General features: G+C 63.9%; 20 protein-coding genes and 2 tRNA genes. 14 read left to right on the plus strand and 8 right to left on the minus strand.

Annotated elements, in window-relative coordinates; all coding sequences use genetic code 11:
* The first annotated feature begins 50 nt into the window (after positions 1 to 50).
* The 6 genes from AC5Y5C_RS15385 to AC5Y5C_RS15410 all read left to right on the plus strand — a co-directional run bounded on the left by AC5Y5C_RS15385 (position 51) and on the right by AC5Y5C_RS15410 (position 6,866).
* A complete protein-coding gene (locus AC5Y5C_RS15385) occupies positions 51 to 647 on the plus strand; it encodes a TetR/AcrR family transcriptional regulator (RefSeq protein ID WP_499973661.1) in 597 nt (198 codons plus the stop codon).
* A 15-nt stretch (positions 648 to 662) separates the two neighbouring features.
* Positions 663 to 2,015: an MFS transporter gene (locus tag AC5Y5C_RS15390; protein ID WP_499974571.1), complete on the plus strand. Its 1,353-nt coding sequence runs from the start codon at positions 663 to 665 to the stop codon at positions 2,013 to 2,015.
* Between the two features lie 75 nt (positions 2,016 to 2,090).
* A complete protein-coding gene (locus AC5Y5C_RS15395) occupies positions 2,091 to 3,425 on the plus strand; it encodes an HNH endonuclease signature motif containing protein (protein ID WP_499973663.1) in 1,335 nt (444 codons plus the stop codon).
* Positions 3,426 to 3,536: 111 nt separating this feature from the next.
* Complete coding sequence (locus tag AC5Y5C_RS15400; RefSeq protein ID WP_499974572.1) at positions 3,537 to 4,217, plus strand: hypothetical protein; 681 nt, start codon at positions 3,537 to 3,539, stop codon at positions 4,215 to 4,217.
* A 49-nt stretch (positions 4,218 to 4,266) separates the two neighbouring features.
* The gene (gene serA / locus AC5Y5C_RS15405) at positions 4,267 to 5,856 is read left to right on the plus strand and encodes a phosphoglycerate dehydrogenase (RefSeq protein WP_499973665.1); all 1,590 of its coding nucleotides are present in this window, start codon (positions 4,267 to 4,269) and stop codon (positions 5,854 to 5,856) included.
* Positions 5,853 to 6,866, plus strand: coding sequence for a 3-isopropylmalate dehydrogenase (locus AC5Y5C_RS15410; RefSeq protein WP_134145469.1), 1,014 nt, complete (start codon positions 5,853 to 5,855; stop codon positions 6,864 to 6,866). Before serA ends, AC5Y5C_RS15410 begins: the two co-directional genes overlap by 4 nt.
* Before the next feature lie 67 nt (positions 6,867 to 6,933).
* Here the strand turns inward: AC5Y5C_RS15410 and AC5Y5C_RS15415 are convergent, their stop codons facing one another.
* Both AC5Y5C_RS15415 and AC5Y5C_RS15420 read right to left on the minus strand, forming a co-directional pair.
* Complete coding sequence (locus tag AC5Y5C_RS15415; protein WP_499973669.1) at positions 6,934 to 8,136, minus strand: MFS transporter; 1,203 nt, start codon at positions 8,134 to 8,136, stop codon at positions 6,934 to 6,936.
* A 53-nt stretch (positions 8,137 to 8,189) separates the two neighbouring features.
* Positions 8,190 to 9,407: an oxygenase MpaB family protein gene (locus tag AC5Y5C_RS15420; protein ID WP_499973671.1), complete on the minus strand. Its 1,218-nt coding sequence runs from the start codon at positions 9,405 to 9,407 to the stop codon at positions 8,190 to 8,192.
* A 115-nt stretch (positions 9,408 to 9,522) separates the two neighbouring features.
* On the opposite strand from AC5Y5C_RS15420, the gene AC5Y5C_RS15425 reads away from it, so the two are divergent.
* From AC5Y5C_RS15425 to AC5Y5C_RS15445, 5 genes are all read left to right on the plus strand, one after another.
* Positions 9,523 to 10,194, plus strand: a complete 672-nt coding sequence (locus tag AC5Y5C_RS15425) for a TetR/AcrR family transcriptional regulator (protein WP_499973673.1) — start codon at positions 9,523 to 9,525, stop codon at positions 10,192 to 10,194.
* Between the two features lie 10 nt (positions 10,195 to 10,204).
* On the plus strand, positions 10,205 to 10,981 hold the full coding sequence (locus AC5Y5C_RS15430; RefSeq protein WP_499973675.1) for a fumarylacetoacetate hydrolase family protein: 777 nt from the start codon (positions 10,205 to 10,207) through the stop codon (positions 10,979 to 10,981).
* Between the two features lie 2 nt (positions 10,982 to 10,983).
* Positions 10,984 to 12,486 carry a glutamate--tRNA ligase gene (gene gltX, locus AC5Y5C_RS15435; protein ID WP_499973677.1) on the plus strand — a complete coding sequence of 501 codons (1,503 nt, stop codon included), beginning with the start codon at positions 10,984 to 10,986 and terminating at the stop codon, positions 12,484 to 12,486.
* 78 nt (positions 12,487 to 12,564) lie between these two features.
* A tRNA-Gln gene (locus tag AC5Y5C_RS15440) sits at positions 12,565 to 12,636 on the plus strand.
* Positions 12,637 to 12,732: 96 nt separating this feature from the next.
* Positions 12,733 to 12,808, plus strand: a tRNA-Glu gene (locus tag AC5Y5C_RS15445).
* 16 nt (positions 12,809 to 12,824) lie between these two features.
* On the opposite strand, the gene AC5Y5C_RS15450 is transcribed toward AC5Y5C_RS15445, so the two are convergent.
* The 3 genes from AC5Y5C_RS15450 to AC5Y5C_RS15460 are packed head-to-tail and all read right to left on the minus strand — an operon-like array spanning position 12,825 to position 14,344.
* Positions 12,825 to 13,127, minus strand: a complete 303-nt coding sequence (locus tag AC5Y5C_RS15450) for a hypothetical protein (protein ID WP_499973679.1) — start codon at positions 13,125 to 13,127, stop codon at positions 12,825 to 12,827.
* Between the two features lie 8 nt (positions 13,128 to 13,135).
* Entirely contained in the window at positions 13,136 to 13,633 is a 498-nt protein-coding gene (locus AC5Y5C_RS15455; RefSeq protein ID WP_499973681.1) for a pyridoxamine 5'-phosphate oxidase family protein, read from the minus strand.
* Positions 13,634 to 13,642: 9 nt separating this feature from the next.
* Positions 13,643 to 14,344 (minus strand): IclR family transcriptional regulator, encoded by a 702-nt coding sequence (locus tag AC5Y5C_RS15460; protein WP_499973683.1) that lies wholly within the window; start codon positions 14,342 to 14,344, stop codon positions 13,643 to 13,645.
* A 49-nt stretch (positions 14,345 to 14,393) separates the two neighbouring features.
* Between AC5Y5C_RS15460 and leuC the strand changes: the two genes are divergently transcribed.
* The 3 genes from leuC to AC5Y5C_RS15475 all read left to right on the plus strand — a co-directional run bounded on the left by leuC (position 14,394) and on the right by AC5Y5C_RS15475 (position 17,267).
* On the plus strand, positions 14,394 to 15,839 hold the full coding sequence (leuC, locus tag AC5Y5C_RS15465) for a 3-isopropylmalate dehydratase large subunit (protein ID WP_499974575.1): 1,446 nt from the start codon (positions 14,394 to 14,396) through the stop codon (positions 15,837 to 15,839).
* Between the two features lie 20 nt (positions 15,840 to 15,859).
* Positions 15,860 to 16,459, plus strand: a complete 600-nt coding sequence (gene leuD / locus AC5Y5C_RS15470) for a 3-isopropylmalate dehydratase small subunit (protein WP_499973684.1) — start codon at positions 15,860 to 15,862, stop codon at positions 16,457 to 16,459.
* 172 nt (positions 16,460 to 16,631) lie between these two features.
* Positions 16,632 to 17,267 (plus strand): HU family DNA-binding protein, encoded by a 636-nt coding sequence (locus AC5Y5C_RS15475; protein ID WP_499973685.1) that lies wholly within the window; start codon positions 16,632 to 16,634, stop codon positions 17,265 to 17,267.
* Positions 17,268 to 17,451: 184 nt separating this feature from the next.
* On the opposite strand, the gene mutT1 is transcribed toward AC5Y5C_RS15475, so the two are convergent.
* The 3 genes from mutT1 to cofC are packed head-to-tail and all read right to left on the minus strand — an operon-like array spanning position 17,452 to position 21,212.
* Complete coding sequence (mutT1, locus tag AC5Y5C_RS15480) at positions 17,452 to 18,387, minus strand: 8-oxo-(d)GTP phosphatase MutT1 (RefSeq protein ID WP_499973688.1); 936 nt, start codon at positions 18,385 to 18,387, stop codon at positions 17,452 to 17,454.
* A gap of 48 nt (positions 18,388 to 18,435) precedes the next feature.
* Positions 18,436 to 20,592 carry an RNA degradosome polyphosphate kinase gene (locus tag AC5Y5C_RS15485; protein WP_499974576.1) on the minus strand — a complete coding sequence of 719 codons (2,157 nt, stop codon included), beginning with the start codon at positions 20,590 to 20,592 and terminating at the stop codon, positions 18,436 to 18,438.
* On the minus strand, positions 20,589 to 21,212 hold the full coding sequence (gene cofC / locus AC5Y5C_RS15490) for a 2-phospho-L-lactate guanylyltransferase (protein ID WP_499974578.1): 624 nt from the start codon (positions 21,210 to 21,212) through the stop codon (positions 20,589 to 20,591). The genes AC5Y5C_RS15485 and cofC overlap by 4 nt, the downstream gene beginning before the upstream one ends.
* Between the last annotated feature and the right edge of the window lie 12 nt (positions 21,213 to 21,224).

Below are 21,224 nucleotides of genomic sequence, written 5' to 3' on the forward strand. Positions count from 1 at the left end.
CTGTTAAAGTACTCACTGAGTCACACTAAGTGATTACTTTGGAGGCGTCAATGGGTGAGATTTCCACCAAGGAGCGCCTGGTCACCGAGGCCATGCGGTTGTTCGGCGAGCAGGGATACAAGGCCACCAGCGTGGCGCAGATCGAGAAGGCCGCTGGCCTCACGCCGGGTTCGGGCGGGCTGTATCACCACTTCAAGTCGAAGGAGGCGCTGCTTGAGGCCGGTATCGACCGTCAGCTCGATCGGCGCAGCGCTATGCGTGACATCCGCGCACTCTTCGGCGGTCTCGGAGACCTGCGTAATGAACTGACCATGATGGGGCGCTACATCCTGGCGATCCTGGACGAGGAATCGCAGTTGTTGCAGATCGTCTCCAGTGTGCCGTCTGGCCGGCCGGCGCGGCTCGATGACGCCTACGCGGCGCTGTTCGACAGCCTGTACGGAGAACTGACCGACTGGGTACGGGGCTGGGCGCCCGGCATCGGTAAGCAGGACGCGGAATCGATTGGGGTACTTGGTGTCAATGCGCTCCTGGGCAAGCGTGCGACCAACGCGGTGTTCCGGCGGCCCGGTCTCGATATTGCCGACGAGGACTACATCGCGGAATGGACGGCCATGCTGGCCACGAGGATCGAATCGCTGCGTTAGTCTCCGCCGGTGGCCTTGACACCGGAGACCGTACCCGCCGCGCCCGTGGTCCCGCGCAGCCGAATCGTCATTGCCTCCATGGTGGGCACGAGCATCGAATTCTTCGACTTCTATATCTATGCCACCGCGGCCGTGCTGGTGTTCCCAACATTGTTCTTTCCCAAGGGAGATGACACCGCCGCGCTGCTGTCCTCATTCGCCACGTTCGGATTGGCCTTCGTCGCCCGGCCGGTCGGATCCGTGCTGTTTGGACACTTCGGCGATCGGATCGGACGCAAGGCCACGCTTGTTGGATCACTGATGACGATGGGAGTGGCGACCTTCGCGATCGGGCTGTTGCCCACCTTCGAGGCCGTGGGCTACTGGGCTCCGGCGCTGCTGTCGCTGCTGCGCTTTTGTCAAGGTCTGGGATTGGGTGGGGAGTGGTCGGGTGCGGCGCTGCTGGCGACCGAAACCGCCGAGGAGGGCAAGCGGGGCTGGGCAGCGATGTGGCCACAGCTCGGTGCCCCGATCGGCTTTTTCTTCGCCAACGGCACCTTCTTGGTATTGATGCTCGTCATGGGCTTCGATGCCAAAGCTGCTGCGGCCAATCATGCGTTCTTGTCCTGGGGTTGGCGGGTTCCCTTCCTGGCCAGCGCGGTTATCGTGGTCGTCGGGCTGTACGTGCGGCTCAAGCTCACCGAGACGCCCGTGTTCACCCAGGCGGTCGCCGAGGGCAAGAAGGTGCGTGCACCGCTGGCAGAGGTGGTCAGTACCTCGTGGCGCCAGCTGGTGATCGGCACCTTCGTCATGCTGGCCACGTACACAATCTTCTACGTCGTGACGACCTGGGCGGCATCGTACGGAACAGGGAAAGTGGTCGACAAATCCGGGGTCAAACTCGCGATCAGTTACGTCGACTTCCTGCGGATGCAACTGATTTCGGTGTTGTTCCTGGCCGCGTGTGTGCCGATATCCGGTCGGCTGGCGGACAAGTATGGCCGCAGGCCGGTGCTGCTGACGTCCACTGCCGGAATCATCGCGTTCGGGCTTTCGTTCGGCTGGTTCCTGAACCCGGCGACTGTGGACAAGACCATGATGCTGGCGTTCCTGAGTCTGGGAATGGCATTGATGGGCTTGTCCTTTGGGCCGATGAGCGCCTTGCTGCCCGAGCTCTTTCCGACGAATGTGCGTTACACGGGGTCGGGGATCGCCTACAACTTCGCCTCCATCATCGGCGCCGCCGTCGCGCCGTTCATCGCGACCTGGCTGGTGCATGACGTCGGCGTTGGCTGGGTGGGGGTGTACTTGGCGGTCGCCGGAGTGCTGACTTTTGTGGCTCTGCTGACGGTGCGTGAGACGCGCGGTGTCGATCTCGCCGAAGTATGAAATCACTTCTGTCCCAATAACTTCACTGGCAACAATTGGCGGCTAGTTGTCGGTGGGCGTCTTTAGAGTTGGCACATGAGTTCGATTGAGATGTTGAAGGTGACGGCCGCAGCGGTCGCTACCGAGACATTCGATGACCTCAACTGCGCGGAGCGGCTCCGGGTGTTGGCGGATCTGGAAACGATTCAACGCCAGCTCCTGTCTGCCTCCCACACCCTGACCGCGGGAATCGTGGCGCAGGGTTCTCCCATTGAACTGGGCGGCACCTCCTTTCCTGACGTCATCTCACGGCGGCTGCGCATCAGCAAGGGTGCGGCCCGTCGCCGCATCGCTGACGCACAGCAGTTGGCGCCCCAGCGGGCCTTAACAGGTGAGCGGTTGGCGCCGGTGCTGCCGAATATGTCCGCCGCGTTGAGTCGGGGTGACATTGGCGAAGAGCATGTCCGGATCGTCCGGCAGTTTTTCGACAAGCTCCCTGCGGTAGTCGATGCGGTGACGCGCGAGGCTGCAGAGGTTCGGCTCGCCCAGATGGCGGCCCAGTTTGGACCTGAGCAGCTGCGCATCGGCGCTGAGCGGATGATGGCGTTGTTGAACCCGGATGGGGAGTTCTCCGATATCGATCGGGCGCGACGCCGCGGCCTGACGATCGGACAGCAGGGCTTTGATGGCATGTCTCCGATTTCGGGGTTGTTGGATCCGGAGACGCGCGCTTGCCTGGACGCAGTCTTCTCGAAGTTGGCCGCACCCGGTATGTGCAATCCTGCCGACCAAACACCTGTGGTGGAGGGCGATCCGGCGCCCGAAGCTGCTGAGCGTGATACCCGGACCGGTGCGCAGCGCAATCACGACGCGGTCAAGGTGATGTCGCGCATGGCGTTGAGCTCCGGTGAGCTGGGAAGTCACCATGGCCTGCCGGTGACCGTCGTGGTGTCCACGACTCTTGCCGAACTCGAGTCGGCTGCGGGCTATGCCACCACGGGCGCCGGGGCGGCATTGCCCATGCGGGACCTGATCAGGATGGCTACCCACGCATACCATTACCTCGCGGTTTTTGGCGATGACGGCCGGCCGCTCTACCTGGGTCGCACCAAGCGGATCGCCACTGCGGATCAGCGAATCATGCTGCACGCCAAGGATCGTGGTTGTTCTGCTCCTGGCTGTGCAGTGCCCGGGTATCTGTGTGAGGTGCACCATGTCGATGAATGGGCCGATGATTATGGGCCGACCGACATCGACAACCTGACTTTCGCCTGCGGACCGCACCACCGGCTCATCAAGCCCGGCGGGTGGGTCACCCGTAAGAGTCGGCGCACCGGACGCACCGAATGGATACCGCCGCCACATCTGGACTTGGGCCACACTCGCACCAACGACTTCCATCACCCGGAGCTGTTTGCCGATAGCGACTAGGGTCGCTGTGTGGCTGTGCTGTGTAGTCGTCGCGGGTTCCTCCTTTCGGGTGCAGTTGCGTTGACGGGTCTGGCATTGTCAGGGTGCGCCGGCAAGAAGACCGGACGCATCATCAGCCGGGGCAGTAGCGTTGCTGAGTTCGCCAGAAAGCTCCCGGACCCTGCCGAGCTGCAGCGGCGCTGCCGGGTGGTGTCGATGTTGGACGCGTTGGTCGAGGGAAAGCCCGTCGCTAAGGGGGATATCGGCACTGTTTACCAACCGAATTGGCGTCCCGGCGATGATCTCGTCAAGTACGCGGATGGAGGCGGCAACGAGTGGTCGATCATCTTCTCGGTGAAGGACGGCGTCTTCATCCGCGGGTTCGACCACGAGTCCGATCTGAGCACCTATAACGAAGACGGCTACTGGCCGGGCCTCGTCGGCGACCTGCCGGAGCCCTTCACATCAGATCTGAAAAACCCCGATTTGTACGACTATTACGACGGCGCGCCACAAATGACCGTCTGTGTCTGGCGCGGTCCCACGGACGTCGCATGGCATCACGGAAATCCGGAGCCGACGCAGTGGGGCTACCAGGGCTACGGAGGTGAGGGCTTGTTCGAGCCGCTTGTTGACTGGCGAGCATCCAAGGAGCTGGACTGGTTGTACCCGGCGAAGGGCCACGTTCTACCGGAGCCCGCTGTACAGCAGGTCATGAAACAGGCGCCATTGACTGACGAGCTTGCGCGCGCATTTCACCCCAGCCCGGACATCGCCGCGCTGCATGCCGAGGCGCGGCGGATCGGGTACTAGACCAGGTGTGATGTAAGCCTCGTCCTGGTCGGCACTAGGCTATGGCGACGTGAGCGAACGTCCAGTCGTGCTGATTGCCGACAAACTTGCCCAGTCGACCGTCGAAGCACTTGGTGATGGTGTGGAGGTGCGCTGGGTCGACGGCCCGGATCGCCCCGCGCTGCTGGCCGCGGTACCCGATGCCGACGCCCTCTTGGTGCGCTCGGCCACCACGGTGGACGCCGAGGTGTTGGCCGCGGGCACCAAGCTCAAGATCGTCGCGCGCGCCGGCGTCGGACTCGACAATGTCGATGTCAAGGCCGCAACCGCCCGCGGCGTGCTGGTGGTCAATGCACCCACCTCCAACATTCACAGCGCCGCCGAGCACGCCGTCACGCTGCTGCTCGCTACCGCACGGCAGATCCCGCCCGCGGACGCCTCGCTCAAGGCGCACACCTGGAAGCGCTCGTCGTTCAATGGCGTCGAGGTGTTCGGCAAGACCGTCGGCGTGGTGGGCCTGGGCCGCATCGGTCAGCTCGTCGCGCAGCGCCTCGCCGCGTTCGGGACGCACATCGTCGCCTACGACCCCTACGTCTCGGCCGCCCGCGCCGCTCAGCTCGGTATCGAGCTGTTGACCCTCGACGAACTTTTGGGTCGCGCAGATTTCATCTCGGTGCACCTGCCCAAGACTCCGGAAACCGCCGGGCTCATCGGCAAGGACGCACTGGCCAAGACCAAGCCGGGCGTCATCATCGTCAACGCCGCACGCGGTGGGCTCATCGACGAGGCGGCGCTGGCTGACGCGATCCGTAGCGGCCATGTCCGTGGCGCCGGGCTCGACGTCTTCGCCACCGAGCCGTGCACCGACAGCCCGCTTTTCGAGCTCGAGCAGGTAGTGGTGACCCCGCACCTGGGCGCCTCGACCAGCGAGGCGCAGGACCGCGCCGGTACCGACGTGGCCGCGAGCGTGCAGCTGGCCCTGGCGGGCGAGTTCGTACCCGACGCGGTCAACGTCGGCGGGGGAGTGGTCAGCGAAGAGGTCGCCCCGTGGCTGGAGGTCGTGCGCAAGCTCGGCGTGCTCATCGGTGCCGTTTCTGAGCAGCTGCCCACGTCGCTGTCGGTCGACGTTCGTGGTGAGCTGGCCTCCGAAGATGTTGCCGTGCTGAAGCTTTCAGCGCTACGCGGGTTGTTCTCCTCGGTGATCGAGGATCAGGTGACCTTCGTGAACGCTCCGTCGATCGCTGAGGAGCGCGGCGTGAGCGCCGAGATCACCACGGCCACCGAGAGCCCCAACCACCGAAGCGTGGTCGATGTGCGCGCCGTCTACGCGGACGGCTCGGTGATCAACGTCGCCGGCACCCTATCCGGCCCGCAGCAGGTGCAGAAGATCGTCCAGATCAACGGCCGCAACTTCGACCTGCGTGCCGAGGGCGAGAACCTCGTCATCAACTACGCCGACGTGCCCGGTGCGCTCGGCAAGATCGGCACCGTGTTGGGCGCCGCCGATGTCAACATCCAGGCCGCGCAGCTGAGCCAGGACGCCTCCGGGGCGGCAGCCACCATCATCCTGCGTATCGATCGCAGCGCACCGGATGCGGTGCTGGACGAGATCCGTGCCGCCGTCGGTGCCACAACCCTTGAGCTGGTTGATCTTTCATGACGAAACTTGCGATCATCGCTGGCGACGGCATCGGGCCTGAGGTTATCGGCGAGGCTGTCAAGATTCTCGATGCGGTGCTGCCCGGCGTCGACAAGACCGAATACGACCTGGGTGCCCGCAGGTACCTGGCCACCGGTGAGCTGATGCCCGATTCGGTGCTTGACGAGCTCCGCGGCCACGACGCGATCCTCCTTGGCGCCATTGGCGATCCATCGGTCCAGAGTGGAGTGCTGGAGCGCGGTCTGCTGCTGCACACCAGATTCGCACTCGATCATCACATCAACCTGCGTCCGGCCAAGCTGTACCCGGGCGTGACGGGACCATTGGCCGGCAACCCGGCCATCGACCTGGTCGTGGTGCGCGAGGGAACTGAGGGGCCGTACACCGGCAACGGCGGTGCCATCCGGGTCGAGACCCCGCACGAGGTCGCCACCGAGGTCAGCCTCAACACCCGCTTCGGGGTGGAGCGCGTGGTGCGCAACGCGTTCCAGCGTGCCGAGGCCCGCAGCAAGAACCTGACGCTGGTGCACAAAAACAACGTGCTCAAGTACGCCGGCTCACTCTGGACGCGGACGGTCAACGAGGTGGCCGCCGAGCATCCGGACGTGCAGGTGTCCTACCAGCACATCGATGCCGCCACCATTCACATGGTGACCGACCCGGGCCGGTTCGACGTCATCGTCACCGACAATCTGTTCGGTGACATCATTACCGACTTGACGGCCGCCGTCACCGGTGGAATCGGTTTGGCCGCAAGCGGAAACATCGACGGTTCGGGTAAGAACCCGTCGATGTTCGAGCCCGTGCACGGTAGTGCGCCCGATATCGCGGGCCAGGGGATCGCCGATCCCACCGCCGCAGTCGTATCGGTTTCGCTGCTGCTGGATCACCTCGGCGAGATCGAGGCAGCGGCCCGGGTGGAGAAGGCCGTCGAACAGCATCTGGCCACCCGTGGGCAGGAGAAGCTGTCCACCTCGGCCACCGGCGATCGGATCGCCAGCTTCCTCTAGTCCTCATCGAGTGCGAGCCTCACGCGGAAATCCAGCCGGAAATCCGCGCGAGGCTCGCACTCGGCGTTTAGCGGGCGGGCCGTTCCAGCTTGACCGGCACCAAACCGACTGCCGCCAGGGGAAACAGTGCGCAGATGGCGAACGCTGCCGAGAAACCTGCCACCGTGGCCACCGCACCGAAAACCGGCGGTGCCACCGCGGCGGCCAGCAGCTGACCGGTGTTCTGCGCGCCCAGTGCGCGGCCACTCCAGAACGGTCCGGCGATCTCCGCGATCGACGTGTAGGCCAGGCCGTTATCCGACACGGTGATCACCGAAGCCACGAGCATGACGACGACGCTGATCGACCAGTCCAGCTGATTGGTGAGGGCCAGTAGCGCCATGGTCGCCGACGCGGCAAGAGCGATGAGACGGATCGGCCGCATACGCGAGCCCCAACGGTCGGACCACATTCCGGCGACGACCCGGCCGAGCGCGCCCACGACCTGTGCGACGGTGACCATGATGCTTGCGGCGCCGATGCTCCAGCCTCTATCGGTCACCAGCCACACCAGGGTGAAGGTCCACACCACCACCTGGGGGACCACCAGCAGTACCGAGACGCCGTGGATGAGCCACAGCACCCGTGATCCGCGATAGGGATTGGCCAGGTGTTCCTCGGGAGCCTCCGCGCGAGGGAGGCGGGGTGGGTCGATGATGCCCACCAGGCACACCGCCGAGGACACCGCGCATACGACCGCTGGGAAGATCAATGCCGTTGCAACACCGTGGCCTTCGGCGATACGGGGAATGACCAGGGCGCCCAGGGCAACCCCCAGCGGTTGCGCCATCTGGCGGATGCCCATCACCGTGCCTCGCTGATTCGGCGGAAACCACCCGACCACTACGCGGCCGCTGGCCGAGTTACATGCTGCTGCGGCAGCTCCTCCCAACAGCAGGAAGACGCCCGTGATCACCAGTGACGGCGCCTCGGCCGCGGCGAATGCGGCCAGTGCCGTCAGCGCCAGACCGCTCACCAACGCGATCCGCTCGCCGAACCTGTCGATGAGCGCGCCCCACGCGATGAGCGTCAGCACCATCCCGAAACTGGGCATCGCCGACAGCAGTCCCGCGTTGGCGAGGTCGAGTCCGCGCTCGGTGTGCAGGGCGGGTATGAGGAATGCCACACCGTTGATGAAGACATTCGCACCCGCCGTGGACCCCAGGGCAATGGCCAGCATCGCCCAACGGCGTGTTGTACCAACCTCATCGACACGAACCATGACCGTCATGGTTCCACATTCATCTCAAATTGTTGAACTATTGTCTCAATATATGAGACTGCCTAACTGGCCGTCGCGAGCTTGTCATGCTGCCGGTACGTGCGGTCGCCACCGGTCTGGGCCATGCCGCGCGAGACGATCTGACGCCGCGCAAAGTGACCAAATTCCTCGCTGATGCGTGTCATGCCAGGCAGCACATTGCGGCGTTCGAAGAACCAGTTGACCACCGACGTCCCGAGGACCGCAGCCTGCATGGACTTGCTGTCGATAAGCCCCAAGTGATCAGCATGCGTCTTCCCGAGGATGAGACGGCTGTAGGACGACAGGTATGCACGGGACAGCCGCATGAACACCGGCTCGTCCTGTGTGGATCCGTGTAGCGCCTGCGTCAGCGAGTACGAATCCTCGTCGGGCAGGAACTCGGTATCGGCTTCCAGCCAGAACAACCGCCAGGTGTCCTCCTCGCTGGTGGGTACGAGCTCGGGGTGAATTCCCATGAGCTGTCCCACGTATCGCCAGAAATGGAAGACTGCCTCGCGCTCGGTGTCGGAGAAGCTCATGCCCATGGCCTGACATCCCGCCAAGTTGGCCAGCGAGAAGAGCATCAGCGTCCCCGCCATCTGAATCTGGTTGATCGGGGTGTCCCAGTTCTCGTAGTCCCAGTCATCGCGCCGGTTCATGGCGCCGCGAACCAGCGCATGCATCAGACGGACCCGAGGAATTCCCTTGAAACCGGCGGCGAATCGCTCAAGTCCGCCGGGGGAGGTGACGTCGATGAGCCATTGCGCCGTCTCGTGCAGTCGACGGGGAGCCGCGGCTTGCAGATTCAGGTTGCCGGTACCGACCAGGGGTTTATCGGCACGGGACGAGAGGTAGCCCCCGGTGAGGGCAAGGCCGGGCAGTGCCAAGCCCAGCCCGACGACTCCGGTGCGCATGCTGACCCGGGCGGCCAGCTCAAGCTTCGCGTCGTCGAGCCAGTAGGGCCGGGCATCCACCTGTGCGAAGAACGCAACGAGTTCCTCGGGGGGATTGTCGACCGATTCGATGCCGGATTCCAGGGCCGTCTCGAACATCCGGCGCCCCTGACCTGCTGGGAACCGCGCGAACATCGCGACCACCGCATCGGCGAGCGGGTCGCCGACGTGCGCGTACTGGCGGAAGGTTTCCCGCTGCTCGGCGGTCGCGCGGATGTCCCGTCCGGCCAGGAAGCGAGTGAACACATTGAACGGAAACTCGCGAAGCTGCGGCGGGTTAGGGAGCTTCTGCCAGTTCGAAGCCATGGGTGAGGTCCTTTCCTCGTTGAAAGCGTCCATCTGGTGACACGACTCACCATCTGGTGAGAATCATCACCAGAAAATGTCGTGAGGTCAAGGACCACAGTGCGACAATCGGCAGATGCCATCCCGGACCTATGGCGGCGCTACATCCGGTGAACGACGCGCACGGCGACGCGCGGCGCTCCTGGACGCTGCTCTGGACCTGGTCGCTGCTAACGGCGTGAAGGGGCTGACGGTGCGCGGTGTATGCGCCGAGGCCCGGCTCAACGATCGGTACTTCTACGAAAGCTTCCGCAGCACCGATGAGTTGGTCCTCGCGATGCTGGACGAACAGATGCTCGCGGGCTCGGCCGCCATTATCGAAGCCATTGCGAAGAGTTCGACGTCCAACGATCCGGTGGTACGCACACGTGCTGCCGTGGGCAGTGGCCTGCGGTTCCTTACCGCCGATCCACGCCGGGGCAGGCTCCTGGTCGAATCGCAGGCCACCGAAGGGCTGGCTGCGCGCCGACGCGATCTGGTCAAAACGCTGGCGCAGGTGATGGCCGATCAGGGACGCGTGCTCCTCCCGGCCGATGACGCGCTGGACCCGGATCTGGACCTGGCCACGTTCACACTGGTTTCCGGTGGGCTGGACTTGGTGACCACGTGGTTTCGCGGCGAGCTCGACATCACCCACAGCCGGTTGGAGGATTTCCTGGTGGCGTTGGTCACTCGGGCCAACATCCGGGAGGACCAACACGAGGACCAACACGAGGACGCCGAAGAAGCCGCAAAGCCTGGCAACTAGGCTCATATGAATGCGCCTAGGACGTATTGCCAGCCCAGACGGTGTCGCCTTCGTCAGTATCGAGGGAGAAGACGGCTCCGAGACCGCCCGTGAGATCGCCGAGCATCCCTTTGGGACGCCCACCTTCACGGGGCGGCAGTGGCCACTCGCCGATGTCAGGCTGCTGGCGCCGATCCTTGCCAGCAAGGTAGTGGCGATGGGCAAGAACTACGCCGCCCACGCTGCCGAAATGGGCAGTGCCCCTCCGGAATCCCCGGTGATCTTCATCAAGCCCAACACCTCCATCATCGGCCCGGGTCTACCGATCCAGCTGCCGCCCAGCGCATCCGAGGTACACCATGAGGGTGAGTTGGCCATTGTGATCGGCCGGCCGTGTAAGGACGTCCCCGCCTCCCGTGCGGCCGAGGTCATCCTCGGATACACGATCGGCAACGACGTGTCGGCGCGCGATCACCAGCGTGCCGACGGCCAGTGGACCCGCGCGAAGGGGCATGACACGTTCTGCCCACTGGGGCCCTGGATCGTCACCGATCTTGACCCCTCGGACCTGGCCATCCGCACCGAGGTCAACGGCGAGGTCAGACAGAGCAGCCGCACCTCGCTGCTGTTGCACGATGTCGGAGCGATCGTGGAGTGGGTGTCCGCTGTGATGACGCTGCTGCCGGGTGACGTGATTCTTACCGGAACGCCCGAGGGCGTCGGACCCATCGTCGACGGCGATACCGTCAGTGTCACCATCGAGGGAATCGGCACGTTGGCCAACCCCGTTGTGCGGAAGGCGAAGTGACCATGAGTGACACCACTGGATCTGACCGGGTCCGGGTTCGTTTCTGCCCGTCGCCGACGGGCACCCCGCATGTCGGGTTGATTCGGACCGCGCTGTTCAACTGGGCGTACGCGCGACACTGCGGAGGCGACTTCGTGTTCCGCATCGAGGACACCGATGCCGGCCGCGACAGCGAGGAGAGCTATCTGGCGCTGCTGGACGCGTTGCGGTGGCTGGGCCTGGATTGGGACGAGGGGCCCGAGGTGGGCGGGCCGTATGTGCCCTACCGGCAGTCGCAGCGCAAGGAGCTGCACCTTGATGTGGTGCGCAAGCTGCTCGAGTCCGGGGATGCCTACGAGGCATTCTCCACCCCCGAAGAGGTGGAGGCCCGTCACCTCGCTGCGGGGCGCAACCCCAAACTGGGGTACGACAACTACGACCGTGACCTCACCGATGAGCAGCGTGCGGCATTCCGGGCAGACGGGCGCAGCCCCGTTATTCGCCTGCGAATGCCCGACCACGACATCACCTGGAACGACCTGGTGCGCGGGGAGACCACCTTCGCGGCGGGCGTGGTGCCCGATTTCGCTCTGACCCGCGCCAACGGAGATCCGTTGTACACCTTGGTGAACCCGGTCGACGACGCGTTGATGAAGATCACACACGTGTTGCGTGGCGAGGATCTGCTGCCGTCGACGCCGCGGCAGATCGCCTTGTACGAGGCGATGATCCGGGTGGGAGTGGCGGATTCGATACCTGTGTTCGCACATCTGCCGTCGGTGCTGGGTGAGGGCACCAAGAAGCTGTCCAAGCGCGATCCGCAGTCCAATCTTTTCCTGCATCGCGACCGAGGGTTCATTCCCGAGGGGCTGCTGAATTACCTTGCGCTGCTGGGATGGTCGATCGCCGACGATCACGACATCTTCAGTCTGCAGGAGATGGTGGCCGCCTTCGACGTCGCCGACGTCAACTCGAATCCGGCGCGGTTCGACCAGAAGAAGGCCGACGCCATCAATGCCGAGCAGATCCGGCTGCTGGCCCCCGAGGAGTTCGCGGCGCGGCTGCGGACCTTCTTCGCCGCGCATGGGTACGAGCTCGGGCTCGGGGACAGCGCCTTCGCGGTGGCCGCAGATCTGGTGCAGACGCGGGTCGTGGTGCTGGGGGATGCCTGGAGCCTGCTGAAGTTCCTCAACGACGACGTGTACGCGATCGACCCGGGATCGGCCCGCAAGGAATTGGGAGAGGCCTCGCTGCCCGTGCTGGATGCGGCGATCGGTGTGTTGGAGTCCATCGATGCATGGAGCACCCGGGCCATCGAAGAGGCGCTCAAAGGCGCGCTTATCGAAGGGCTCGAACTCAAACCCCGGAAGGCATTCGGGCCGCTGCGCGTCGCGGTCACCGGTGCGACCGTGAGCCCGCCGCTGTTCGAATCGATGGAACTACTGGGCTCCGACCGCACCCTGCAGCGGTTGCGAAACGCGCGGACCTGGGAAAATAAGGTGCAGAGCCAAACCGATTCGGGTTAATCGCCGTTGGTTTGGTAGTCTGCTCGTCGGCTCCAAAGTCCGCGGTCAGCGCGCTGACCTGCGGTTCTGCGAGGCCAATGGGGTATGGTGTAATTGGCAACACAGCGGTTTCTGGTACCGCCATTCTAGGTTCGAGTCCTGGTACCCCAGCGCAAATCATTTGCACAACAAGTGATTTGGTGTGATGCACGCCGGTGAGCTAGACTGTCAAGTCTGCGCGCCTCGCGCGTTGCACGGAATGTTCTAGCCCCCGTCGTCTAGCGGCCTAGGACGCCGCCCTCTCACGGCGGTAGCGTGGGTTCGAATCCCATCGGGGGTACCAGCTCTCAATGCGAAATCTATAGCCAGCTTTCGGCGCGGTAGTCGCCCAACATGCGCAACGCTTCCTCGGTCAGTTCGGGATGGCGTCCCCGCAGGGTCCAGATCACAAATTTGCGCGCTTGATGCGCGCCGGCCTTCTTGACGTCCACCTCGATATCGAGGGTTTCGGCGCACAACTCACGGATCCGATCGTCGTGCTCTCCGGTCGTCTCGCCGGTATCGAGGTGGTGGACCAGCGCGTCGCTCAATGGTCGCTTGATTTTTTTATGCCGCAGACCCTCGCGAAAAGAGTCGAACGCATCGCGTACGAGCTGGCCCACCGCCGTACCTACTGCTGCGGCGCCGTCGACCCGCCGAGTGGCATCGCGGGCAGGCCGAGCTTGCGGTGATCCCAGGACCGGATGCGGGCAGGTCGCACCCGGACGGCGATGCGCTTGTTGAGCATCGCCTCGACGATGGGTTTCATCTCTTCGGTGTACGGCGCGGTGTAGCGCTCGAAGACGCTGATGCCGACCTCGAAGAGTTTGTCCGCGTCCTCGACGATCTCGGCCTGGCCTTCGATCGATACCCCGCGCAGCGTGTCGTAGGTGAGTCCGTCTTCGATGAGGCAGGTGATTCTCGGATCGCGTTTGAGGTTGACCACCTTCTGCGACTTGGCCTTGGTCTCGAACCACAGCTCGCCATCGATCACGGCGTACCACATGGCCACCAGGTGCGGCTGACCGTCGGCGCCGATGGTGGCCATGGTCGTGGTGCGCGAATTATTGATGAAGTCGGTGATCTCTTCGTCGGACATGACGATCTGCGAGCGCTGATTGCTTCCCATAATCGGAGCTTAAAGCCGGGCAGTTATGGCCTCGGAGGCGGCAACGAGATCGGCGGCCCAGCGTGCTCCTGGCCGGCGGCCCATCCGATCGATAGGCCCGGAAACCGATATCGCGGCAACGACATTGCCGTGCCGATCGTGAACGGGCGCCGATACGCTGGCGACTCCGGCCTCGCGTTCGGCCGCGCTCTGCGCCCAGCCCCGCTTGCGCACGTCGGCCAGGGCCCGGTCGGTAAACGTCGCGCCGGGGAGTACCGCCGCCTGAGTGGCCGTATCACTGTGGGCAAGCAGTACTTTGGCGCCAGATCCGGCAGACATGGGCAGGCGTGAACCGACCGGCACGGTATCGCGAAGCCCCGCCGGCGGTTCGAGCGCCGCCACGCATATGCGTACCGTGCCTTCCCGGCGGTAGAGCTGCACGCTCTCGCCGGTGATCTCACGCAGTTTCGGCAGCACCTGGGCGCTGGCGCTCAGCAGCGGATCGTTGACGTGCGCGGCGAGTTCGGTCAGCCCGGCACCGAGCTGCCACTGCCCGGCACTGTCGCGGGACAGGAATCGGTGCACCTCCAGCCCCGCTGCCAACCGGTGGGCGGTGGCGCGGGGGAGTCCCGTGCGTTCGCACAATTCGGCGAGTCCGCAGGGAGAGTCGCCGATGGCGGTCAAGACCTGCACCGCTTTGTCGAGAACGCCGATACCGCTATGCTGTCTCACGGAACGATACTAGCGTTCCAAATAATGAGACGCAATGAGCACGGAGCCAATGATGACTAGTGTCCAACAGCCCCGGACCCTGGCAGAGAAGGTCTGGGACTCCCACGTAGTGGTACGTGGAACCGGTGAAGGTGAGGCTCGCGAGCCCGACCTCATCTATATCGATCTCCATTTGGTCCATGAGGTGACCAGTCCTCAGGCCTTCGACGGTCTGCGGCTGGCGGGGCGCCCGGTGCGCCGGCCGGATCTGACGATCGCGACCGAGGATCACAATGTGCCGACGATTGATATCGACAAGCCGATCGCTGATCCCGTGTCACGCACTCAGGTAGAGACGCTGCGACGCAACTGTGCAGAATTCGGCATCCGCCTACACCCGATGGGCGATGCCGAACAGGGCATCGTGCACGTGGTCGGTCCACAGTTGGGTTTGACCCAGCCGGGCACCACTGTCGTGTGCGGCGACAGTCACACCTCCACGCACGGAGCATTCGGAGCGCTGGCCATGGGCATCGGGACTTCCGAGGTCGAGCATGTGATGGCCACGCAGACCTTGCCGCTGAGGCCATTTCGGACCATGTCCATCAACATCGACGGACCCCTCCCGACCGGTGTTACCAGCAAGGACGTCATTTTGGCGGTCATCGCGAAAATCGGCACCGGTGGCGGTCAGGGGTATGTCCTGGAGTACCGAGGGCAGGCCGTCGAGGAGATGTCGATGGAGGCCCGAATGACTATGTGCAATATGTCTATTGAGGCGGGCGCACGGGCGGGGATGGTCGCTCCCGACGCGACGACATATGCCTATCTCAAGGACCGTCCACACGCGCCCAAGGGCGAGCTGTGGGATGCCGCTGTGGCCGAGTGGGACTCGCTGCGCACTGACGATGGCGCCCGGTTCGACGCCGAAGTGCATATCGATGCCAGTACTTTGACGCCTTTTGTCACCTGGGGCACCAATCCGGGTCAGGGGGTGCCCCTGAACTCCGAGGTTCCCGATCCAGAGCAGATGGTCGACGAGGAGGAGCGGCTGGCTGCCGAGAAGGCGTTGACCTACATGGATCTCACACCGGGTACCCCGATGCGTGAGATCCCGGTGGACACCGTGTTCGTCGGATCCTGCACCAACGGGCGGATCGAGGATCTGCGGGCGGTGGCTGATGTGCTGCGGGACCGGAAGGTGGCCGACGGGGTCACCATGCTCATCGTTCCCGGATCGATGCGGGTGCGCGCGCAGGCCGAATCCGAGGGGCTGGGCCAGGTATTCACCGCTGCGGGTGCTCAATGGCGTCAGGCGGGCTGCTCGATGTGTCTGGGCATGAATCCCGATCAACTGTCTCCGGGACAGCGGTGCGCCTCGACGTCGAACCGAAACTTCGAGGGGCGCCAGGGCAAGGGTGGTCGTACGCACTTGGTGTCCCCGGCCGTTGCCGCGGCCACCGCGGTGCGGGGAAAGCTCTCATCGCCAGCTGATTTGGCAAAATCCGCGCTCTAGACCTGCAGGGAGAGGAAATAGTGGAGGCATTCGACACTCACACCGGAATTGGTGTGCCGCTGCGTCGTTCCAACGTCGATACCGATCAGATCATCCCGGCGGTGTACCTCAAGCGTGTCACCCGAACGGGTTTCGAGGACGGGCTCTTCGCCGCCTGGCGTAACGATCCCTCGTTCATTCTCAATCTGGAACCGTTCAATCGGGGCAGCGTGCTCGTCGCAGGGCCCGATTTCGGCACCGGATCGTCCCGCGAGCATGCCGTGTGGGCCTTGATGGACTACGGATTTCGAGTAGTACTGTCGTCCCGTTTCGGAGACATCTTCCGGGGCAACGCCGGTAAGGCCGGTCTGCTTGCAGGACTGGTGGATCAGTCCAACATCGAGCTGCTGTGGAAACTGATCGAGCAGAATCCAGGTTTGGAACTCACTGTGAATCTTGAGGATCGGACAGTGACCGCTGGAACAGTGGTGGTGCCGTTCGATATTGACGACTACACCCGGTGGCGGCTCATAGAGGGATTGGACGATATAGGCCTTACGCTGCGAAAAGTCGACGAAATTACGGCTTTTGAAGCGTCGCGACCGAAGTTTAAACCCCGTACTTTGGAGCCTTCTGAGTAGCTGATTGGGCCCCCTTGGGGGGCAAGGGCATTCCTTTTGGTCGGCATATGGCCTGGCGAAAAGCTCAGAGAATTTTGCCGAAATTACGCGTGGCACTTGGAAATCAGGTGCAGTTGGGTTTACCGTGTTCGAAGTCGGTTCAAAGTGGACCACTGGCTTCGGAGGGTTTTACATGAACAAAGCAGAGCTCATCGACGTTCTGACACAGAAATTGGGCTCGGATCGCCGGCAAGCCACCGCCGCGGTGGAGCACGTCGTCGACACCATCGTTCGCACCGTGCATAAGGGTGAGAGCGTGACCATCACCGGATTTGGTGTTTTCGAGCAGCGCCGCCGTGCCGCGCGCGTCGCCCGTAACCCGCGCACCGGTGAGACTGTCAAGGTGAAGCCGACGTCGGTTCCGACGTTCCGTCCCGGTGCACAGTTCAAGGCGGTTGTCTCTGGCTCGCAGAAGCTTCCGGCCGACGGTCCCGCTGTGAAGCGTGGATCCACCGCCGCCCCGGCCAAGCGTGCCGCCGCCAAGAAGGCCGCCCCGGCCAAGAAGGCTCCTGCCAAGAAGGCCGCTCCGGTCAAGAAGGCAGCGGTCAAGAAGGCTGCTCCTGCCAAGAAGGCTCCGGTCAAGAAGGCCGTGACCAAGGCTCCCGCCAAGAAGGCCGCGACCAAGGCTCCCGTGAAGAAGGCAGTGGTCAAGAAGGCCGCTCCCGTCAAGAAGGCCGTGACCAAGGCTCCCGCCAAGAAGGCCGCGACCAAGGCTCCCGCCAAGAAGGCTCCGGCCAAGAAGGCTCCCGCCAAGAAGGGCCGCAAGTAGTTTCAGACAACATCGGGTCCCACCTCAGGGTGGGGCCCGATGTTGCATTTCCGAGGAAGTGCGGCAGTCAGCTATTGCACGTCAGGGGGCTAGTCCCCATACGCATTTCCGGGGAGTGCGGTAGTCAGCTATTGCACGTCAGGGGGCTAGTCCCCATACGCATTTCCGGGGGAGGGCGTGCCTCTCAGCTCCCGGTGGGCAGTGGGCTGGCCAGATGATCTGCGGCCAGCAGCTTCTGGCCGTGCATCGACAGCACCCACATGCTGCCCTTGCGGTTACGTGACTTGTCGGGGCGGATGCCGTCGCGATCGGCCCACCATTCGATGAGATCCGGGATGACCCGTCCCTGAGTGCATACCACCCGTACGCCGTCCGATCCGGCGATTTCGAGAATTCTGCGGTGTGCCCGCTTCCGGTCGGCCCAGTAGGCCTCTTCACTGAGCGCGGGCTCGCTGTAGATCACCGTGTTCAGTTCCTCGGCAAGCGGTTCCACGGTCTGTCGGCAGCGTAAACGATCGGCAGCGTGAATGGCGCTCGCGCCGAATGCGAGTAATTGGCTGGTAAGCGCCTCGGCCTGGGCGCGGCCTTTCTTGTCCAGTGGCCGGAGGGCGTCATCCCCGGAATAGCGTTCCTTTCGCCCTGCTTTTCCGTGGCGCACGATGATTAATGTCCGAGTGTCAATGTCATGCTTTGCGAAGTTTCGCAGCACTTTCCGGTCGACGGCGTAGCTGACGGTCTTGATTGCCCGTGCTATCGGCAGCCATTGAATCTCATCGACTTCATGGTTGGCCTCGAACTTGCCGTCCAAAGCTTGTGCCGCCCAGTATTTGACGCGTTTGGTTCCCTGCGCCACCGGATAGCTCACCGACGGCAATCGTCTGCCGAGCCGCGCGGTGAATCCGGTCTCTTCGGCGATCTCACGGACCGCGGCGATTGCCGCCGTCTCACCAGGGTCGAGCTTTCCCTTGGGTAATGACCAATCGTCGTACCGTGGGCGGTGCACCAGTGCTACTTCGATGGCGCCGGCAGTGTCATCCTGCGCAGGGTTTTCCTGGTACCGCCAGAGCGCGGCTCCGGCGGCAAGGACCGCCGCACCGGTCCGGGTGGTCGGATCGGGCACGAAAGCTCCTTCGGGGGAGAGTTGTTCAGGCGGAAGAACCTGGCTAGCTCACGTCTGCGAGCGATGCCGTTTCATCATTTCGACCTGATGGTCGCGTACCTCCTCGCCGTCCGCAGGCGAGGCCAGCCACTGGCCGTCGGACTGCAGTTCCCAGCAGCGGGTTCGGGAGTCCAACGCGGAGGTGAACATGTCGTCGAGCTGTGCGGTGAGTTTCGGATCGGTGACGCGTGCCAGGACCTCGACACGTCTGTCCAGATTACGGTGCATCATGTCCGCGCTGCCGATCCAGAATTCGTCGATGGCGTTGAAGTGAATGATGCGCGAATGTTCAAGGAACCGGCCGAGAATGGATCGCACGGTCACGGTGCCGGAGTATTCAGGAACTCCGGGCCGCAGCGCGCAGATCCCGCGCACCACCACCTCGACGGGAACTCCCGCCTGGGAGGCTCGGTACAGCGCATCGATGACCTGCTCGTCGACCAACGCGTTCATCTTCAACCGGATTCGGGCGTCTTGTCCTGCCCGATGCGCAGCGATTTCATGGTCTATGCGGTCGATGATCCCGGCGCGAATTCCGTGCGGCGCCACTAACAGGTTGCGGTAGGAGACCTTCCGCGAGTACCCGGTGAGGGAGTTGAACAGGTCGGTGAGATCCGCACCGATCTCGGGTGCGCTGGTGAGCAAGCCGACATCCTCATAGAGCCGGGCGGTCTTCGGGTTGTAGTTTCCCGTACCGATATGGCAGTACCGGCGGATGGCAGAACCCTCGCGGCGTACCACCAGCGCTGTCTTGCAATGGGTCTTCAGGCCGATCAAGCCGTAGACCACGTGCACACCGGCATCTTCCAGCGCGCGGGCCCACTTGATATTGGCCTGCTCGTCGAAGCGCGCCTTGATCTCCACCAGGGCCACCACCTGCTTACCGGCCTCTGCGGCGTCGATGAGTGAGTTGACGATGGGAGAGTCGCCGGAGGTGCGGTACAGCGTCTGTTTGATGGCCAGCACCTGCGGGTCGGCGGCCGCTTGCTCGATAAATCGTTGCACGCTGGTGGAAAACGAGTCGTAAGGGTGATGCACGAGCACGTCACCGTCCCGCAGGGTGGAAAAGATGCTCTTCGGGGTCTCGCCCTGACCGAACGCGGGATGGGTCGCCGGTACGAACGTCGGGTCCTTGAGCGCAGGACGATCCACGCCATAGACCTGCCACAGGCAGGACAGGTCGAGCAGCCCGGGCACCTGCACCACATCACCCGGATGCACGTCCAGCTCGCGCAATAGCAGTTCGAGCATGTGCTCGGTCATATCGTCGGCGACCTCGAGCCGCACCGGTGAACCGAACCGCCGTCGGGCCAATTCCCGTTCGAGTGCCTGCAGAAGATCCTCGTCGCGGTCTTCCTCGACCTCGAAATCTGCGTTCCGCGTGATGCGGAACGCGTGATGCTCGACAACTTCCAGGCCCGGGAACAGCGCCGACAGGTGTGCGGCGATGAGTTCTTCCATGGGCAGGAAGCGTGAGGTGTGGGCGGCCTGCGCGGACTCGGCTCCGTCGGGGCTGCGCAGCCTGACGAATCGATCGACATTGTCAGGCACCTTGATTCGGGCGAAATGCTGCCCGCCCGTCTCGGGAACCTGGACGGTGATCGCCAGGTTCAGGCTCAGGCCGGATATATAGGGGAACGGATGCGCCGGGTCGACGGCCAGCGGGGTCAGTACCGGGAAGACCTGGTCGGTGAAATATGAGGAGAGATAACTCCGCTCGTCCTCCGATAGGTCGGCCCAGGTGACGACGAAGATGCCGTTCTTGGCGAGCTCGGGCCGTACCGAGTCGCTGAATACCCGGGCGTGCTGGACCGAGATCTCCTGTGTGCGCTCGCCAATCAGTTTCAACTGCTCTCGTGGCGACAGGCCGTCGGCCGAGCGCACCGACAATCCCGTCTCGTCACGGCGTTTCAGACCGGCGACGCGGACCATGTAAAACTCGTCCAGATTGGACGCGAAGATCGCCAGGAACTTGGCGCGTTCCAGGATGGGCAGGGATTCGTCAGCTGCCAGGGCGAGCACGCGGGTGTTGAAATCCAGCCATGAGAGCTCCCGGTTGAGGTACCGGTCTTCGGGCAGCTCCTCGGCCGACGCGATCGTGGTTGCGGCCGGGGGAACGCTGGGTGTGGTCACCCTTGTGATCATAGAGTTACTGGACCGGCTCAGAGTGGTAGTGCGGCCCCCAGCTCGCGGGCTGCGGCCAGATCTTCCAGGGTGTCCACGTCACAGCGCAATCCGGGCCAATCCCCGGCGAGCTGGACGGCTCCTGAATCACGGTGCCGCTGTGCCGAATCGATTCCGAACAACGGGTTCAGATCGCCGTCGGTGCTGAACAGTGCCGCAGTGCCGGTGCCGTGCCGGTCTGCGACAAAACTGCGCGAATGACTTCGCGCGGCGTGCATCGCGGCCGCGAACTCCTGGGCCGTGACCGCCGGAAGGTCGGCCTGCAACACAACAAGATTCGGCGACGACGCGCGCAGCTGCGTGGCGGCGCTGCGCAATGCGTTGTTCAGCGGATCGGGGTGATCTGCGGACGTGTCATCGAAGATGAACCGCGCCCCGGCCTGTCCCGCCGCCGCCTTGGCTGCCGGGTCGGGACTGATCACCGCGACGGTACGGGCGGCGGTGAAGGCCACAGAAATGGCGTGCGTCAGCATGCCCAGCACCAGCCGTTCCCGGTCGGGTGCGGTAAGCGAGGGTGCCAGGCGGCTCTTCGCGGTCGCCAAGTTCTTGACCGCGATGATCACGCCGAAGTCCGTGCCAGCCCGTCTGCCCACATGCTCCATGGTGCCAGCCCC

It is taken from the genome of Mycobacterium sp. NGS15 (assembly GCF_059813245.1).

Excerpts from the sequence above, each read along its gene's own strand:
- AC5Y5C_RS15385 (WP_499973661.1), top strand. The coding sequence starts at position 51 with ATGGGTGAGATTTCCACCAAGGAGCGCCTGGTCACCGAGGCCATGCGG.
- AC5Y5C_RS15395 (WP_499973663.1), top strand. The coding sequence starts at position 2,091 with ATGAGTTCGATTGAGATGTTGAAGGTGACGGCCGCAGCGGTCGCTACC.
- AC5Y5C_RS15410 (WP_134145469.1), top strand. The coding sequence starts at position 5,853 with ATGACGAAACTTGCGATCATCGCTGGCGACGGCATCGGGCCTGAGGTT.
- AC5Y5C_RS15415 (WP_499973669.1), bottom strand. The coding sequence starts at position 8,136 with ATGACGGTCATGGTTCGTGTCGATGAGGTTGGTACAACACGCCGTTGG.
- AC5Y5C_RS15420 (WP_499973671.1), bottom strand. The coding sequence starts at position 9,407 with ATGGCTTCGAACTGGCAGAAGCTCCCTAACCCGCCGCAGCTTCGCGAG.
- AC5Y5C_RS15425 (WP_499973673.1), top strand. The coding sequence starts at position 9,523 with ATGCCATCCCGGACCTATGGCGGCGCTACATCCGGTGAACGACGCGCA.
- AC5Y5C_RS15430 (WP_499973675.1), top strand. The coding sequence starts at position 10,205 with ATGCGCCTAGGACGTATTGCCAGCCCAGACGGTGTCGCCTTCGTCAGT.
- gltX (WP_499973677.1), top strand. The coding sequence starts at position 10,984 with ATGAGTGACACCACTGGATCTGACCGGGTCCGGGTTCGTTTCTGCCCG.
- AC5Y5C_RS15455 (WP_499973681.1), bottom strand. The coding sequence starts at position 13,633 with ATGGGAAGCAATCAGCGCTCGCAGATCGTCATGTCCGACGAAGAGATC.
- leuC (WP_499974575.1), top strand. The coding sequence starts at position 14,394 with ATGATGACTAGTGTCCAACAGCCCCGGACCCTGGCAGAGAAGGTCTGG.
- AC5Y5C_RS15475 (WP_499973685.1), top strand. The coding sequence starts at position 16,632 with ATGAACAAAGCAGAGCTCATCGACGTTCTGACACAGAAATTGGGCTCG.
- cofC (WP_499974578.1), bottom strand. The coding sequence starts at position 21,212 with ATGGAGCATGTGGGCAGACGGGCTGGCACGGACTTCGGCGTGATCATC.